The following is a 16,422-nucleotide window of genomic DNA, read 5'->3' as shown; positions in this document are numbered from 1 at the left end:
CTCGTTCCGATTTCTCGGAAAGCTTAACATCTAGAATAATTACCATCTTTTAGAGTATCACTGATGGGAACATCAAGAGATTGTAGATTCAAGATTTTGCTGGGATTGCAGTGATCAAAGCATCCACCGCGTTTGTTAACGGGTTGACGCCTCGGGTTGGCTGGGGACTAGGGGATGGAATCGTAGGAGGTTGGAGGCGTTTGTTCGACGGCGGAGGGAAGATTTTTTACCCGTCGAATGGGTAAATTGGCAATTAAGGCTGTCGCCCGTTGATCGCTTTCTAAACCAAACTCAGAATCATCGGTGTCAATTTCGACATAGCGAGATAACACTTCTAAAATTTCTTTACGCATTGCTTCGACTAGCTCGGGAGTTAGATCAGCGCGATCATGAGCCAGAACAAATTTGAGGCGACGTTTGACATCATCGCGACTATTAGTACCGCGTGGAAAAAGCCGTTCCAGGAGTTCGTTGAGTTTCATCGGATTTTCGATTCGTGTGGGATCGATGGCGGGTTGGGACTAGAGGCGGCACTCAGAGGGTAGGGTGATGTCAGGCGAGCCGTGATCGGTGATCTTTCAGCTTTTAAGTTTTCCCTTTGAACTGGGTGTGATTAGAGGTGATCAACAACAACTCGACGTTGATCTCTAAAGCTGCCTCTACTAAAGAATTTTAGACGACAGCAGTCGGCGCAATCGAGTCAGGAATCCTTCTTGGCGGGGATTAAAATCGAGAAATTCAACTTTTTCTCCTTCTAGACGACGGCTAATATTGCTAAAGGCTTTCGCGGCTTGTGAGGGGGTTTCTGCCAGTACCAGAGGTTCTCCTTTGTTGGTGGAAACGATCACGCCTTCATCGTCAGGAACGACACCGACTAGGGGAATGGCGAGAATTTCTTCGACATCCTGGACAGACATCATTTCGTTCGACTGTACCATCAGGGGTCGAATCCGATTAATCAAGAGGCGAATGCGTTTGATATTATTGGCTTCTAGTAAACCAATCACCCGATCGGCATCTCGCACGGCTGAAATCTCGGGGGTGGTGACAATGATGGCTTCTTTGGCTGGGGAGATCGCATTTTGAAAGCCTTGTTCAATTCCAGCCGGACAGTCAATCAGAACGTAGTCATAGGATTTTTCTTCTAACATCCCGACTAATTGTTTCATCTGTTCGGGTGTAACTGCATCTTTCATGCGGTTTTGAGCGGCGGGTAACAGCACCAAATTCGGCTGTCGTTTATCTTTGACTAAGGCTTGTTCGAGACGACATTCTCCCGATAGCACTTCCAGAGCGGTGTAGACAATCCGATTTTCTAGACCTAACAGTAAGTCTAGATTTCTCAAGCCAAAATCTGCATCAATCACGGCCACTTGACGTCCTTTTTGTGCCAAAGCCATGCCAATGTTGGCTGTAGAGGTAGTTTTGCCCACCCCTCCCTTTCCAGAGGTAATAACAATAATGCGACTCATGCTCGTTTTTTGTGTTAGCCGTTAGGGATATAAGAATATAAGAATAATCCTGATGTGGGCAGTCTAGGTGATCAGGGTGATACTGAAGAAACTTCCCGGCTCAGATGTTTTGAGTGGATCATGCCTGAGAATGTCTGAAAATGCAAGAGCCAGAGGTTTGACTTTTGCCGATCGCAACGGTTTCTCCAGTTGGGGAAAAAGGTTGTTCTTATTGAGCGCCACGCACTTGCCAAAGCTTTACTTTAGCGTAATCCGAGGCTTTACTGATCCGAATCCCGGCAGATGCCATGTAAGCAATTTCGGGATAAAATTGGGCGGGGGGTTTTTCCGGGCCTCTTGCCATTTGAGTGGCGATCCGAATTAAACTGGGTTCCATTTGCAAAGCCATGATCATACTCTTGAGATTGCCACTGGCTCCGGCATGAACAGCACCCCGCAACCTTCCCCAAACCATAATATCTCCATCGGCGATTACTGTACTTCCGGGATTGACATCCCCGACTATGACAATTGTACCCGGATGTTTCACCTCCATGCCTGAACGTAGAGTCGTTTGCAAGTAAAGCGGATCAGCTTGGGGCGAAGCTTTGTCTGTCGGGGTTTGATTGAGTGTATTTCGATCACTGTCTTGATCAACGGAGTAACCTACTGTTGCTGCGGCGACTGCGGTTTGTCGGCGTGAGGTTTGAACTCGCTTCAGTTGCAGTTGTGCGTTGGTTAAGGCTTCTGCGATATCTTGCAGTTGACGCACGTCTAAAAGTCGATTTCCGGCGATCAGATGGACTTCGGTGTCGGGTTGCCAAGCGTGTTCACTGCCGTTTATTCTATGTTTGAGCTGTTGCCAGAGTTCTGTCCATTGGCTACTTGTGGGGAAATCACTCTCGTCTTTTTTATTAGAAATTTCCGAGGGTAAAATCAACAACAGTCGTCCATCGCTACTCTGAAACCGAACTTGCTGGCTGATCTCAACTTCAGGTTGTGCAGGTAGGTCTTCAGGTGTAACAGTCGTGGAGGAGGAGGTGTCAGATTGCATGATCATGCGTGATTATGTCTAGCACTGAGACGTTCAAAAGCCGATCACTCAACAGCGACATTTTCGGCTTGATTATTTTAACAGGAATTGGTCGTCCTCGGTCGTGATCGAGTCTTAGGCCCTTAGATTTAACTGCTGATCACCTGAAGCGGATCGCCCTGTGTCTAGAGAGAGATTACAAAGTTTTGTAAATTTTTTGAAATCTACTCCACCATTTCTAGAAAATATTCCAAAAGTAAATTTCTTATGGAGTAAACTGCTTTTTAAACCGCTATCTTGCACGTTCTCTCCATGTGCAGCTTGCAACTGTATCAGGAATTGCTTCAGCTTCAATTGGCAAATTGGCATAACTTGCCACAGTCAGACCCTATATTGCATTTAAGTAGGCAGACTGTTCTGCAATTTTAGGCAAAATCTGTAAAAAATCAAGTTTGGTTTGATTTTCCAAGGATTTCAGCAGAAATCTGCATAAGCTCTCAAGTCTAAGACATACATTATGTTAGGAAGACCTGAAGCTGATTATCGGTGAGGGATTCCTCCAAAAAAATGAAGCCAAACTTCACTTTGGCCCCAAAATTACCTTTATTTTTCACCTTCAATCCTAAAATGGTTACTTCAGAAAGTCAAATCAACTCTGTGGATCTGATTCTTGATCCTGAACATCAAGGTGTTTCGGTCAACGATCCTTCCCCCACAATTTCTGTACTTTGGGATAAAGCCGCTCAACAAGCCGTTATCGAAACTAAAGTCGGCCCGACCATTGCTTCTCGCGCCTATGGTATGGTACATACGGGGATGTTTGATGCTTGGGCTGCTTACGATGAAACGGCGATCGCCACTCAATTGGGAGATGAACTCCAACGTCCGGAAGCTGAAAACACCGATGCAAATAAAACAGAGGCGATGAGTTATTCCGCCTATCGGGTGTTAACCGAGTTATTCCCGGAGCAAGTCGAGATTTTTGATGGGTTAATGCTAGAACTCGGCTTTGACCCCAACAATATTACCACAGATACCACAACCGCCGCCGGAATTGGCAATGTCACAGCAGAAGCTTTACTCGAATTTCGTCGTCAAGATGGTTCTAACCAAGAGAACAACTACGCCTATACTACTGATTATCAACCCGTTAACACCCCCGAACAAGTTGTCGATCTAGAATCTTGGACACCGGAACATATTCCTGTCCATAACCCTGATGCTCCCCTGCAAGAGTTTTTAACACCGCATTGGGGTGAAGTTACTCCCTTTGGTTTAGACTCGGGTGATCAGTTGCGCCCTGAAGCACCGGAACCGTTTTTGTTAGTAGAAGGCGAGGTAGACTTAGAAGCGCGTACCATTACCCTAGCGGATGGGGCTGTTGTTAATATTAGCCGCGATCTTGTCGGAACGATTATCAACCCTGAATTTATCGCCCAAGCTGAAGAAGTTGTCGAAATCAGTGCTAATCTTACTGATGAACAAAAACTGATTGCTGAATTCTGGGAAAATGGCGGTGGAACGGCTTTCCCCCCTGGAACTTGGATGACTTTCGGACAATATACTTCCGCTCAAAATGATCATTCTATTGATCAAGATGCGAAGTTATTCTTCAGTCTGGGAAATGCTGTTTTTGATGCAGGTGTCGCCACTTGGGAAACGAAGACTTTTTATGACTATACTCGCCCGGTACGTTTGGTGCGAGAACTCGGTGAATTGGGCTTAATTGGAGAGTTTAACGAAGAATTGGGCGGTTATGCTATTGAAGCTTGGGCAGGCCCAGAACAAGGCACTCAAACCATTTTAGCCACAGATTTCACCACTTATCAAACACCCGGTAGTGATGTCTCTCCACCCTTTGCTGAATATGTGTCTGGACACAGTACCTTCAGTGCGTCGGCCGCTACAATTTTAGAATTGGTAACGGGAAGTGATAGTTTTGGCGGTTCTATTACCTTTGAACCCGGTCAGTCTCGTTTTGAACCGGGCTTCACCCCGCAACAAGAATTGACTCTGGCTTGGGATACGTTTTCTGAGGCGGCTGATGAAGGGGGAATTTCTCGCCTCTATGGAGGAATTCACTTTGAAGATGGTGACTTAAATGGTCGGACGTTAGGACAGGGCGTGGCGACGGAGGTTTTTGAACAAGCTCAATATTACATTGAGGGCGGACAAGAGCAAAATATTCTTTTTGGTAGCCGAGAAGGGGATGAACTCATTGGCACCAATGAAGATGAGAAATTATACGGTCGTTCGGGTAATGATACCATTGCGGGCGGTTTGGGCGATGATCAAATCTTCGGTGGCGATGGCGATGATATCCTCCGAGGCGATCGCAACCAACGTTCTCCCGGTGGTGCCGTTGGTGGTAATGATACCATTTCTGGCGGTCTGGGTAACGATCGCATTGGCGGTAAAGGTGGAAATGACGCCCTTTATGGCGATGAAGGTGACGATCAAATTTGGGGCGATCATGGCGATGATTTACTCTGGGGCGGTTTAGGCAATGATACCGTTACGGGTGGTCAAGGTAATGATACTTTTGTTGTGGCAGTTGGTCAAGGAACAGATCTGATTGCTGACTTTAATATTGGTAAGGACTTGATCGGTTTAGCGAATGGTTTAGAATTCGGTCAGTTATCTTTCAATGTGAATGGTAACAGTACGCAGCTTGTTTTGGGTGATGAAACGTTAGCTATTTTGAATGGTTTCACTGGAAGTTTAACGGTTAATAATTTTGTTGCTGTTGTCTAATTATAGTGGGGGGCATTCTTTACAAGCCCCCAGTCACAAGCGCCTAAAGTTCAGGTTTATTCCTAAACTCCGAGTCAGTTTATCCCTAATCTTTAGTATAGGTTAAAAACTGAACCATAGGCTAGTGCCTTTTTTGGGTTTATTCCTGTACAATGATTTTACAGAGAATCAGCGCGAAAAGCCTAAACCCTTGGTTGTTTAACCTATAGCAGTTCGCACTGGTATATTGACAAATGCACGGAAAAATAATTGCCAAAAGCCTACTAACTATACCGAGCTTTTTCCTTCCTTTTGCCTCTTGCCTTTTGCCTCTTGCCTAGCGCGAAGCGCTATAGAAGTAGTCGGACTCAATTAAAATGTTCTCTGAGGTTAGGCAAAAGCTGATTTAGCAATAGAAAAACGCGAACAGAAAAGGGTTTCAGGATTGTTCGGGTTTGCTTAACCATCGAGCCATTTATTGATGTCCTAATACTTCCAAATGTGACTGTTATCACCCTACAAGTCAACCGGATTGAGTTCTTGTTTAATCATTCATTCGCAAGCATTATGTTTACCTTAGATACACCTTCACTGGCTCATGTTTTAGGAATTTTGGCGTTAATCAGTTATGTGATTACATTGTCGCCAACTATTCTGAGAATTGTCTTTCCTCAAACGCGACAAACGGGAATTCCTAAAATTCTCCTCAAACAGCGACGTCTAATTGGAATTATCTCTTTTGGGTTTGCCATCGCTCATGGGTATTTATTGGTTCGTCAACGTAGTATTGACTTGTTCGATTTAAAAACGTCTTGGATTTACATTCAAGGTGTTTTAACCTTCACGATTTTTGCCATTCTTGCGATTACTTCCAATGACTGGAGTGTGAAAAAGCTCAAGAAAAATTGGAAGAAAATTCATCAACTCACCTATTTTGCCATCTTTCTTTTGACTTGGCACGTTTGGGATAAAATGTCGGGTCATTGGACTTATATCACTCCGATTGCCATGATTTTAATGACGGGAACAACAGTGTTATTCTTGGTGCGGATGTGGATGGAAAATCAAGGAAAAAACAAACCCAAAAAGCCTATTAATCAAAAGGCTATTCCCCAAAATTCTTGATTTGATTTACCCAGCAGCTAAAACTTGACTGAATCTTATTAGTTTCCCTTCTCTAAACTTCGTTTTGCTGTTCATTACTACTCACATTTACCACAGAGAAAATTACTATGATGCAGTCGCAACAACACCACTGGAAATATCCGACACTATTGACTCTTTCTACGATTACAATTGTTCTGGGTTTGAGTTGGCCGAAGCCTCAGTTTAAACCTTCTGTTTTTAGTGAACTCCAGACTCAAGAAGCCATACGTTTACCCGCTTCTCAAACACTCATCGGACATTCTACTTGGGTTTATGCAGTCACTATTTCTCCCAATAATCAATACCTTGCTAGTGCAAGTTATGACGGTACAATTAAAATTTGGAACCTGAAAACCGATCAACTTCTTCATAGCTTTTCAGGTCATACAGATGCGATTGAAACATTAACCATTAGTCCCGATAGCAAGATTCTTGTTAGTGGAGGTTGGGATAATCGGATCAGAGTTTGGAACCTAGAAACAGGTGAACTCATTCAGACTCTAAAAGGTCATGGAGAAGATGTCAAAAGTTTAGCCATCAGTTCCGATGGAAAATGGTTGGCGAGTGGGAGTGTAGACCAAACCATTAAACTGTGGAATTTGTCAACTGGAAAAGAACATTTTTCACTCAAAACTTCAAATTGGGTTCGTTCAATTGTCTTTAGTCCTGACAATCAAACTTTAGTGAGTGGGAGTGAAAATGGAGCGGTTCAAATTTGGTCATTAACGGATGGAAAACTCTTAGATACTCTAACTGCACATTCTCAAGCGGTTTGGTCTGTTGTATTGAGTCCTGATGGTCAAACGTTAGCCACTGCAAGTACCGACAAAACGATTAAATTATGGCAACTGAATACCCGACAATTAAAACATACTCTTAAGGGACATTCTAGAGCGGTTTTGTCGTTAGCTTTTAGTCGAGATGGTAAAATTTTAGCCAGTAGTAGTTATGACAAAACGATTCGACTTTGGAACCCAAAAACAGGTGAAGAAATTGATCACTGGGAAGGTCATCAAAAGCCGATTTGGTCGGTTGTATTTAGTCCCGATAGTAAAATTTTAGCGAGTGGAAGTAGTGACGAAACGGTGAAGTTGTGGAAGATTTCTTCATTGGAAAAATTCCAACCCCGCCAGAGTACCCTATCGGCTGAGGTGAGTTCACAACCCCAACTTACTGCATCGGAAATTACAAACTCTAAGACGTTAGTAGAGTTAAATCAAATGTTGTACGAGGCGATTCATCAAAATTGGCAGTCTATAACGTTTAATGAAACTCTAGTTTATCGCGTCAAAGTCACTGCTGATGGAAGACTCATCTCTTATCAACCGATGAATGCTGCTGCTTCTGATTGGGTCACAGAAACGCCTTTAGAAAGCTTACGTCACAGGGGTATTTTACCGCAAGATTTGATTGAATTTGAAGTGGTGATGAAGCCTTCTGGGGTCTTAGAAGTTGCTCCGATTCAGGGATGGGATTAATCTTTCTTAAAGATTATTTCCTGAGAAGTGTATAACTTCTGCTGAAACCCCTATCTAGCCTGAACTTCTATTTTTTCGGGCTGGATCGGGCTATTGATCCTCAAATTCTAATGCGATAAAATCGAAAAAGCTCAAATGGAATCATCAACTTAATACAGCGATTATGACGATTTATTTTTATAGTAGTCAAGAGGAACGTTACGGCTGTTTTTCTAATTTTTCATATCACGGTTTTGTACTAGATGAATTGTGGTGGCCGACAAACGAACATTATTTTCAAGCCCAAAAGTTTGTTTCTACAGATCCAGATTGGTTTGAAAAAATTCGCACTGTTGAAACGCCTTCAAAATCAGCTAGAATGGGACGTAGCCGTGAACATCCTCTACGTTCAGACTGGGAAGAAGTCAAAGATGAAATTATGCAGAAAGTTGTCTTGTGTAAGTTTCAAACGCATGGGGATATTCGTGAAATTCTCCTATCAACAGGTGATGAATTAATTATCGACAATTCTCCTGTTGATTATTATTGGGGTTGTGGTAAAGATGGCAGTGGAAAGAATAAACTCGGTGAGATTTTAATGGCGGTTCGGGAAATTTTACGGTGGCGAAGCGTAGAGCAAGCGCATTTTAATCGGGGGATATAAGCGAGCGCAGCCCAATTTATTTGGCAGTGAAAAAGATTAGCAATGATGTTATCATCATAAACCATGAAGACGCTCAAGTTTAAGTTCTACCAACACAAGCGAAATAGATATCTCAAGCTCACTATAAACGCCGCAGGAGTTATCTATAATCACTGCGTTGCCCTGCATAAACGGTACTACCGGATGTGGGGCAAACACTTAAACTGCGCCAAACTTCAAAAACATATTGCAAAACTAAGAAAAAGTAACAAGTTCTGGCAATTGGTAGGTTCTCAAGCGGTTCAAGATATTTGTCAACGAATTGAGAAAGCCTACCAATTGTTCTTTAAACACAACAAGAAAGGAGTTCGACCACCTAATTTTAAGAAAGTGAAAAAGTACAAATCATTCACTTTGAAACAAGCAGGATATAAATTCCTCGGTGGTAACAGAATTAAGATAGGTAACAAAGTCTATCAATTCTGGAATTCCCAGCCAATTGAAGGAAAAGTGAAAACGGTAACGATCAAGAGAACACCTCTTGGTGAGATGTTTTTAGTGGTTGTTGTTGATAATGACGACAAACCCTCAGTCAAATCAGAGACGGGTAAAATCGCTGGGTTTGACTTTGGGATCAAGACGTTTTTAACCTGTTCAGAAGGTTTTTCTATTCAGTCTCCGCAGTTTTTAAAGCAAGCTCTCAATGATGTCAAGAAAGCTTCTCGAAGCTTATCCAAAAAGCGTAAAGGTTCTAATAACTGGGAGAAAGCAAGGAAATGTTTGGTTAGACAGCATGAACAAGTTGTCAACCGTCGCCGTGATTGGTTCTGGAAGTTAGCTCATCGTCTCACCGAACAATTTGATGTTCTCTGTTTTGAGACTTTGAATCTGAAAGGAATGCAGAGGCTTTGGGGTCGAAAAATAGGGGATCTAGCGTTTGGTGAATTCATTGAAATACTAGAATGGGTTGCTGTTAAGAAGGGTAAATTAATCGTCTTTATTGACCAGTGGTATCCATCAAGTAAGACTTGCTTCCACTGTGGTCATGTCCTAGAAAAGTTGGAATTAAATGTTAGAGAATGGCGCTGTCCGTCCTGTTCAAACGTTAATGGACGTGACGAAAACGCCTCTCTAAATATTAAAAGAGTCGGGGCATCGACTCTTAGGTTAGATGGTGTAAGACAGGGTTTCCCTGCAACTGTTGTTTGACCCTAGAATCCCCCGTTTGAAAACCGGGGAGTGTGTCAAGTCAGTCTTAACGAATTGTTGTTGTTTTTACCCAAAAGGCGCATGATTGACATTTTTTGAGTAGGAAACTCACCACCAAGACACCAAGACACAAAGATTTCTCTGTGTTGAACGGGGTTAGTGAGGAAGCTGTCCTAACTTCCCCTCGTCATGTTATGATCTCTAAAAAATAGTCAAAAAAATGCTGTCAGCATCCGGCTAACAGCATAACTTTGATCACTATTTTTAAGTTGTTCTAACTGGGAATCTGGTTTGAGAATGGGTTGTGAAATATCTCTATTGTTGTCATAAAAGATAACAAAGAAGCAGCAGATCTCAGGTTAAAAAAAAATTTTTTCCGCAAATTTTCTTCCCATGTTACTGTTCTTTGTTGGTAGTCTTCGCGATCTGAAGGATAAATTGGGGGAACACGAACATGAAGCGATCGCGCTAACAGCAACCAGCGTTCATCTGCTGTCACATAACCAATTTCTACTAGATAATCGCGATCGCTCATCGGTACGGGAATATGCCACTCACGAGCGAGTTCATCGCACTGATAAAACTCTACACTATGAGGGTTTTGAGTATTGAGATCAATCTCTGTCACGTCACAAACCCGGAAAGCAAGTTGTTTTCCCCCTTGTTGGCGCAATTTTTCTCGATCTTCATTGGGAATATCCCAATACACATAAATCCAATTTGGATCAATGGGTAACAAAACAATTTTTGTTTCGCCATAACCTCCGGGTAAACTCGGCAACCCTTGATCAATGGCTGCTAGTTGTTCGCTTGTTTCTGACTGTCCTAGATTAAATTTAGTCGCTGCAATATTTGATTGAGTCCGTTCCTCTGAGAAGGGTTCTTCAATCATTTGATTTGCCGCTTGGGAAGTCTCCTCAACTGAGGTTAAAGCTTTTGAAGTTTGTTCTAACTGAGGGGTTTCTACTGCTGATTTCTCAATTTTGTTAACTGACTCACTGGGTTTGACTGTTGGAAAGGTTTGATTTTGTTGAGCAGCAACTTGAACTGTTTCGCTTAAGGTAATCTTGTCTTCTGATACTGGAGTTTCAACCGAGATAGACGGCGGTTCAATCAGCGTTGCTTCTTCTGTTGAAATCGCTTCTAAATCTGATTGAATTTGGGGGGGTTCAACATCAGCAATAGTCTCTGTTTGTTCTGCGTTTGTTTCGGGTTGCTGTTCATCAGTTGTTTCTGAGGGTTCGTCTTCATCAGAAACCTCGGTTTGATCAGTGGGTTCTGGGGGTTCTTCCGGCCAGGGAAAATCCCAAGGAAAATGAATATAAGTTGAACGAATTAACTTTAACCAACGTCCTTCTTCTGTAACGTAGCCAATTTCAACGATATAATCGCGTTCCTTCATCGGAACAGGAATGTACAACTCTTTGGCTGACTCCTCACATTCATACTCTCGTAAGCTGTGAGGCTTTTGAACATCCATATCGATAAAGGTGACATCATACAGACGCAGTGCAAACTGTTGTCCTCCTTTTTGGCGGAGTTGCTGTCTATCTTCACTAACCACATTCCAATAAGCATGGACGTTTTCTGGATCATGGAGTTCGAGAACTATCCAGCTTTCGTGATCAAATCGAGAAGATTCTTCTTCTGAAGCCACTTCAACGGAATCACTCGTCTCGGCGACACTTGAAGCAACTTCTAAATGTTTGGGTTGCTCTGATAAATCGCCAACTGTCTCTATCTCTGGCTGAGATGTTTCTGTCTGTTGTTGAGGAATATCAGCTTTTAAACTGATTGTATCTTTTGTTGTCAGGTTGATCTGTTGTTCGTCATCTAAGGCTGAATCTGAACTTTCGTTAATTCCTGGAAAACCCATTCCTGCTGTTGCTCCACCAATGAGCGTCGAACGATCTGCTGTTGAGTCTAGGGTATCAGAAGTTGTTGCACTGATGTTGTCGTTTTCTGGGTTTATTTTTTCCGGTTCTACAGGTTGATCGATCACGGTGTCTGTTGCGGTTTGTATTTCACCCGCTTCTTGAGATCGGCTCGTCCTGTCTAGAACGTCTTCTATAATACTGGCAACAAGGGCTTCTGTTAACGCCACATCTTGGACTTCTGTTGAACCCTGAGTCGGTATTTCTTCGTCATCAGAAAGGTTGATGATCAGATCTTGATCTGAGGCTTCTTCTTCTTGAGATTGAACCTTGATTTCTTCCGACAAGTTTACAGTCTCCGCGATCGCAGAAGTATCTTTGAGTTGTTCAGAGGTTCTCAATTCGATTTCTATTTCGGGTTCCTGGGTTTCGGCGGTGACTTCTTCTGTCTTTGAATCTGATAATATTGTTTGTTGTACTTTTGGGGTTAGTTGTCGTTGCTCGTCTTCATCAATAACAGATTCTGTTGCTCCTGAATCAATTGCGTCTAGTTCTCGTTGTTGTGAGCTAATCAGTTGAGAGTTTTCATCTCTTCCATTTCTATGAGCTATCGATTCATCTTCCTCTTGGTCTGACAAACTTGTTTCTTCTAACCAGTAATCTTCCGAAATTTCCTCGTTTACATTGACTGTTTCTTCCTGAGTTTCTGCCTCTGAAACCCTTGTTGATTCTAATGAATAATCTTCTGAAATTATCGGCTCATTTTCCGTTTCTTCCTGAGTTTCTGCCTCTGAAACCCTTGTTGATTCTAACGAATAATCTTCCGAAATTATCGGCTCATTTTCTGTTTCTTCCTGAGTTTCTGCCTCTAACACCCTTGTTGATTCTAACGAATAATCTTCCGAAATTATCGGCGCATTTTCTGTTTCTTCCTGAGTTTCTGCCTCTGACACCCTTGTTGATTCTAACGAATAATCTTCCGAAATTATCGGCTCATTTTCTGTTTCTTCCTGAGTTACCGCCTCTGACACCCTTGTTGATTCTAACGAATAATCTTCCGAAATCACTTCATCTATTACTTCTGTTGAGTCAGTCACTTGAACAATTTCTTCCCTCGTCTCAACATCAGAAATTATTGATTCTTCGTTAGAATAGTCTTCTGATATCTCCTGAGTAATGTTTTCTGTCTCATTAATAAATAATGCTTCGGAGTCAGTCAGTTGAACTGTTTCTTCTCTTCTGGTATTATGATCAATCGGCTGTTCTATCTCGTTTTCTGAGACAACTGTCGGTTCTAAGGAAGAAGATTCATCTGAAAGCGTTTCATCTGGAGAGTTTGGCGTCAATATTTCTGAAGTTGGCTGTGTCGAAATTTCTTCCTCAATAGAACCCACTTGAGTCACTAAAGCTGGAGTCGTTGGGACTGTTGTAGAATCAGAAGTTATTGAAGTCTTATCTTCAGGTTCTGGAGTCACAGCTAAACTGCGATCGTTTTCGCTCTGAGGTTGAGATTTTGAGGAACGATCTCTGAGTCTCCAAGCTGAAAATAAACCCAACAGAATTAAAATAGGAACTAATCCCCACAACAAAACCGGCACCTCTGAAACCTGAGAGTTTGCTGGATCTTGATCAATTTGAGGTGATGTCTCTGTTGTTGGGGTTGGCTGCTGGGAAATAATCTGTGTAGATGTAGTGTTGCTTTCCGAGATGATTAGAGTTTGGATCTCTGGACTCATCGCTATTGTTTCGATAGCGATCGCAGAACTTGCAGTCGGTTGTTGTCTAATCGCCGTGAAAAGAACTGTTGTCTCTACTGGCGGAACTGGAGTTGAAGGAAGAAACCCTAAGAAAGCTTGCGGAGTCAAAGCGAGGGTTTGATCGGATAACTCAGCAAAGCCAGGAAGCCGGGAGAATGGAAATTGTAAAATCTCCTCAGCGTTTAGTTTCAGGGTGGGATGGATAACCGCCATTGGGTCTACTAAGCCGTCAAGCTGCACTGTTTTTCTGTGAGAAACGGTTTTGGGTGGGAGTAATGACGTGAAAGAATCTGAGTGGTTTTTGGTTTTAGGAAAGATTTTTCTAGAATCTTAACTAAGACGCTACATGATTATACACCCCAATCCGTAAATTGGGGTGCTGAGTTGATAACTTTTATTTAGATTGGCTGTGCAGAGTCGCTGCGGTGAGCCTGTTGTTGGTGAGTCTCGGGTCTGAAGTCCTTTTAATATTTCTTAAACAATTCAAGAACCCTCACTAACACAAGTTAACACGAGCGAAGATTCCATCGTGTAAATCCCTAAACTTCAAGAAACATCTCGCTAATGAATTTTAGTAGAGTTTTACAACTTTTATTCTGATGCTTCTTCGCTAGAACTTGGAGAAGACTGGTATAAACTATCGAGTTGATTACGAGCTTCTTGTATGGATAAAGATCGCATCACCAGCAAAGGTTCTTTCACGACATGACCTGACTCATCTAAAAGTTCAGGATGAGGAACGCCTTGCAGCCAGCCGGAGGAGCTACTACCATAGGAATTTCTAGACATGGGGGAACGCTGAGAGTCCATACCAACAACAATCAAACTGTGAATTAAATTACGCACAGCCAAAAAAGCGAGGATTGTAAAAGCTAGGATGTAAATCAGGTGTAACATCGTGTTCTCCTTTGAACTTATGAGTTTGCACAGAGCAGTAACAAAAATTTTTTAAAATGAATAATCATCAGTAAATCTGAACAGTCTTTCCAGTCGTCAACTTCCATCAGCACTACATAGATTTTGACATACTCTTACTCGCAGATAGCGGAGTGGAGTGATCACATCTATTTTACAGAGCAAGCGATAAGACTATTAAATGGGTCACAGTTGCTCACTGAGGGCGACACTTACTCAGTTTTTTGTCCAAGATCACCAATCTGACGACTTTTTACCGCCTATTCCTAATTTTCTACACCTTTGGACTGTTCTAAGCGAAAGCGAGTGCTAACCTGCCAGCATTCTGTTAGAAGTTGATGCCAGGGCATCAATACGCTCATTTCAACACCGACTTGACTATTTGTGGCTTTAAACAGGGCTTTAGCCGTCGTCACTTCCTTTTGAGCTTGCTTCACCCGCTCCAGCAAATCGATTTGCTGTTTCTGACTCAGAAAGGGTATGTCTTCTGTTTCAAACAGGTGACGCGATCGCTCAAACCAATACTGGAAGTCTTCTAACAGGGGTTGCAATATGGTTTTTAGGAGTTCGGGTTCGGGCAGATTGGGACTGAGCATGGATCATTATTCTGCGACTTACTAAGACCCTATCTTAACACTCTTTAAGTTTTGTAACATTGATTTTAAGAAATCTTTCAGAATAGGGGAAATAGGGGACAGGTGACTGGTAGGGGGAATTCATCAATTTCCCCTACAACTGTTCACTGTACAGGTGGATAGTTTTTGACATCCTCTCCGCCCGTGCATGACGGAGATTCCAAACATCACTGTTTGGGCTTCCTATTTCGTCGAGTTGACAGAACAACAAATACCTGTACTTGCAGTTTGTCCAGCCCAAGTCAGGGACAAGAATACCTAGAGACGCTGGATTGCCTTTTAGCGAGTCAGGCATTCCATCATAAAATTGTTCTTGTGCGGCTTTAATTTCGGGAATTTCATCAAATTCACCCCTTACTATTAATAAACCTGCTAAACCCCCAAAAAGTTGTTCTGCAACTAAACCGTGCAAATGGGGATGATACCAAAACGTTCCAGATGGATGATTTTTAGCCAGGGTAAACTCATAGGTAAAACTTTCCCCCGGTGGGATATGTAAAAAGACATTATCGGCGTTTCCTGTGGGCGAAATGTGCAAACCGTGATAGTGTAAATTGGTGGGCTGTGAGAGTTTATTAGTGAAGTTAATTCGGATGGTATCTCCGGGTTTTGCTTCCAGTCTTGGCCCGGGAATTTGTCCGTTATATAGCAGTTCGCGCTGGTATACTTACAAATTCCAGGCACGAAGAACAGCCAAAAGCCTGACTATACCGAATTTTCCCCCCAAGAGTGCCTTTTGCCTAAGATTGCAAAGTTGCTCTACTTGGGGAGACCCCAAGACCGCACTTTGCGCTTTTGCCTCTTGCCTAGCGCGAAGCGCTATAACTTAACAGTTTTGCCTGCTGTCCAGCAATAGAAACCCGATCAAAACTCGCTTCCAAAGTGACATCTAACAAATTTTCAACACTACTTTGAATCGAAGAATTGTTCGATTGTGCTTTGAGAGAATTAGAAACACATTGCGTTAAGAAAATAGCGCTGGCTGTAGAGCCGCTTAAGGTGATAAATTTTCGGCGGTTTATCATATGAGTTTATCCTCGAACTTCCAAAGTTCCTCGAACCATATTCATCCCGCAACTAAACGTATATTCTCCCGGTTTGTCAGGTGTAAATTCAACGGTTGTGGTTTTATCCAGGGGTAAATCTTTGGAGATATTGAAATCAGGAAACAGAACTTTATCTAAACAATGACTGGGATCTTTGCGGTAAAATTTTAAACGAACGGGTTGACCCGAATTAACCGTTATTCTGTTGGGTTCGTATCCGCCATCAACGAGAATTTCGAGTTCTTGAGTGTCTTGAATTTGGGTGGCTTGTTTGGCTTTAGGTTTACTAAACATAAACCACCAAATTTCTAATCCTATTAACCCTAAACCTGCGGCTGTGACTGCAATTTTTACGGGAATCGGTTGTTGAATTTGGCGAAATTTTTCGGTAGTTTGAGAATGGGATTCTGAAGAAAAAGCTTGTACAGAATTTGCTAGAATTAAAGAGAGTAAAATCTGACTGAAATATAATCCTGTTTTCTGATATTTTAGCATGATTTGAATCTCCGTTAGGGTTGACATT

At 42.4% G+C, this 16,422-nt stretch carries 14 protein-coding genes; 5 read left to right on the top strand and 9 right to left on the bottom strand.

What is annotated here, in order from left to right:
- Window positions 1–167 precede the first annotated feature (167 nt).
- From minE to minC, 3 genes are all read right to left on the bottom strand, one after another.
- Window positions 168–482, bottom strand: coding sequence for a cell division topological specificity factor MinE (gene minE, locus VB836_RS18715; protein WP_046280422.1), 315 nt, complete (start codon window positions 480–482; stop codon window positions 168–170).
- A gap of 180 nt (window positions 483–662) precedes the next feature.
- Entirely contained in the window at window positions 663–1,472 is an 810-nt protein-coding gene (minD, locus tag VB836_RS18710) for a septum site-determining protein MinD (protein ID WP_046280423.1), read from the bottom strand.
- A 208-nt stretch (window positions 1,473–1,680) separates the two neighbouring features.
- Window positions 1,681–2,505, bottom strand: a complete 825-nt coding sequence (minC, locus tag VB836_RS18705; RefSeq protein WP_046280424.1) for a septum site-determining protein MinC — start codon at window positions 2,503–2,505, stop codon at window positions 1,681–1,683.
- 606 nt (window positions 2,506–3,111) lie between these two features.
- Here minC and VB836_RS18700 point away from each other — a divergent pair.
- From VB836_RS18700 to VB836_RS18680, 5 genes are all read left to right on the top strand, one after another.
- Window positions 3,112–5,238: a DUF6851 domain-containing protein gene (locus VB836_RS18700; protein ID WP_323221479.1), complete on the top strand. Its 2,127-nt coding sequence runs from the start codon at window positions 3,112–3,114 to the stop codon at window positions 5,236–5,238.
- Window positions 5,239–5,784: 546 nt separating this feature from the next.
- Entirely contained in the window at window positions 5,785–6,342 is a 558-nt protein-coding gene (locus tag VB836_RS18695) for a ferric reductase-like transmembrane domain-containing protein (RefSeq protein WP_323221477.1), read from the top strand.
- Window positions 6,343–6,449: 107 nt separating this feature from the next.
- Window positions 6,450–7,841: a WD40 repeat domain-containing protein gene (locus VB836_RS18690; protein ID WP_323221475.1), complete on the top strand. Its 1,392-nt coding sequence runs from the start codon at window positions 6,450–6,452 to the stop codon at window positions 7,839–7,841.
- A 163-nt stretch (window positions 7,842–8,004) separates the two neighbouring features.
- A complete protein-coding gene (locus VB836_RS18685; RefSeq protein WP_323221473.1) occupies window positions 8,005–8,484 on the top strand; it encodes an NADAR family protein in 480 nt (159 codons plus the stop codon).
- A 63-nt stretch (window positions 8,485–8,547) separates the two neighbouring features.
- Window positions 8,548–9,672, top strand: coding sequence for an RNA-guided endonuclease InsQ/TnpB family protein (locus VB836_RS18680; RefSeq protein ID WP_323221471.1), 1,125 nt, complete (start codon window positions 8,548–8,550; stop codon window positions 9,670–9,672).
- A 274-nt stretch (window positions 9,673–9,946) separates the two neighbouring features.
- Here the strand turns inward: VB836_RS18680 and VB836_RS18675 are convergent, their stop codons facing one another.
- From VB836_RS18675 to VB836_RS18650, 6 genes are all read right to left on the bottom strand, one after another.
- Window positions 9,947–13,543 carry a DUF4912 domain-containing protein gene (locus VB836_RS18675; protein WP_323221470.1) on the bottom strand — a complete coding sequence of 1,199 codons (3,597 nt, stop codon included), beginning with the start codon at window positions 13,541–13,543 and terminating at the stop codon, window positions 9,947–9,949.
- A gap of 351 nt (window positions 13,544–13,894) precedes the next feature.
- Window positions 13,895–14,200, bottom strand: a complete 306-nt coding sequence (locus VB836_RS18670) for a DUF2973 domain-containing protein (RefSeq protein WP_323221467.1) — start codon at window positions 14,198–14,200, stop codon at window positions 13,895–13,897.
- 284 nt (window positions 14,201–14,484) lie between these two features.
- Window positions 14,485–14,814: a DUF2605 domain-containing protein gene (locus VB836_RS18665; protein ID WP_323221465.1), complete on the bottom strand. Its 330-nt coding sequence runs from the start codon at window positions 14,812–14,814 to the stop codon at window positions 14,485–14,487.
- Between the two features lie 133 nt (window positions 14,815–14,947).
- Window positions 14,948–15,505 (bottom strand): multicopper oxidase domain-containing protein, encoded by a 558-nt coding sequence (locus tag VB836_RS18660; RefSeq protein ID WP_323221500.1) that lies wholly within the window; start codon window positions 15,503–15,505, stop codon window positions 14,948–14,950.
- Between the two features lie 154 nt (window positions 15,506–15,659).
- Window positions 15,660–15,878 carry a hypothetical protein gene (locus VB836_RS18655; protein WP_323221463.1) on the bottom strand — a complete coding sequence of 73 codons (219 nt, stop codon included), beginning with the start codon at window positions 15,876–15,878 and terminating at the stop codon, window positions 15,660–15,662.
- A 6-nt stretch (window positions 15,879–15,884) separates the two neighbouring features.
- Complete coding sequence (locus VB836_RS18650) at window positions 15,885–16,394, bottom strand: cupredoxin domain-containing protein (protein WP_323221461.1); 510 nt, start codon at window positions 16,392–16,394, stop codon at window positions 15,885–15,887.
- Between the last annotated feature and the right edge of the window lie 28 nt (window positions 16,395–16,422).

Source organism: Limnoraphis robusta BA-68 BA1 (genome assembly GCF_034932365.1).
GTDB lineage: Bacteria > Cyanobacteriota > Cyanobacteriia > Cyanobacteriales > Microcoleaceae > Capilliphycus > Capilliphycus robustus.
The sequence above is the reverse complement of the archived record's forward strand: the minus strand, read 5'-3'. Positions and strand labels throughout refer to the sequence as shown.

Coding starts and splice junctions, on each gene's coding strand:
- minE (WP_046280422.1), bottom strand. CDS start 482: ATGAAACTCAACGAACTCCTGGAACGGCTTTTTCCACGCGGTACTAAT.
- minD (WP_046280423.1), bottom strand. CDS start 1,472: ATGAGTCGCATTATTGTTATTACCTCTGGAAAGGGAGGGGTGGGCAAA.
- minC (WP_046280424.1), bottom strand. CDS start 2,505: ATGCAATCTGACACCTCCTCCTCCACGACTGTTACACCTGAAGACCTA.
- VB836_RS18700 (WP_323221479.1), top strand. CDS start 3,112: ATGGTTACTTCAGAAAGTCAAATCAACTCTGTGGATCTGATTCTTGAT.
- VB836_RS18695 (WP_323221477.1), top strand. CDS start 5,785: ATGTTTACCTTAGATACACCTTCACTGGCTCATGTTTTAGGAATTTTG.
- VB836_RS18690 (WP_323221475.1), top strand. CDS start 6,450: ATGATGCAGTCGCAACAACACCACTGGAAATATCCGACACTATTGACT.
- VB836_RS18685 (WP_323221473.1), top strand. CDS start 8,005: ATGACGATTTATTTTTATAGTAGTCAAGAGGAACGTTACGGCTGTTTT.
- VB836_RS18680 (WP_323221471.1), top strand. CDS start 8,548: ATGAAGACGCTCAAGTTTAAGTTCTACCAACACAAGCGAAATAGATAT.
- VB836_RS18670 (WP_323221467.1), bottom strand. CDS start 14,200: ATGTTACACCTGATTTACATCCTAGCTTTTACAATCCTCGCTTTTTTG.
- VB836_RS18665 (WP_323221465.1), bottom strand. CDS start 14,814: ATGCTCAGTCCCAATCTGCCCGAACCCGAACTCCTAAAAACCATATTG.
- VB836_RS18655 (WP_323221463.1), bottom strand. CDS start 15,878: ATGATAAACCGCCGAAAATTTATCACCTTAAGCGGCTCTACAGCCAGC.
- VB836_RS18650 (WP_323221461.1), bottom strand. CDS start 16,394: ATGCTAAAATATCAGAAAACAGGATTATATTTCAGTCAGATTTTACTC.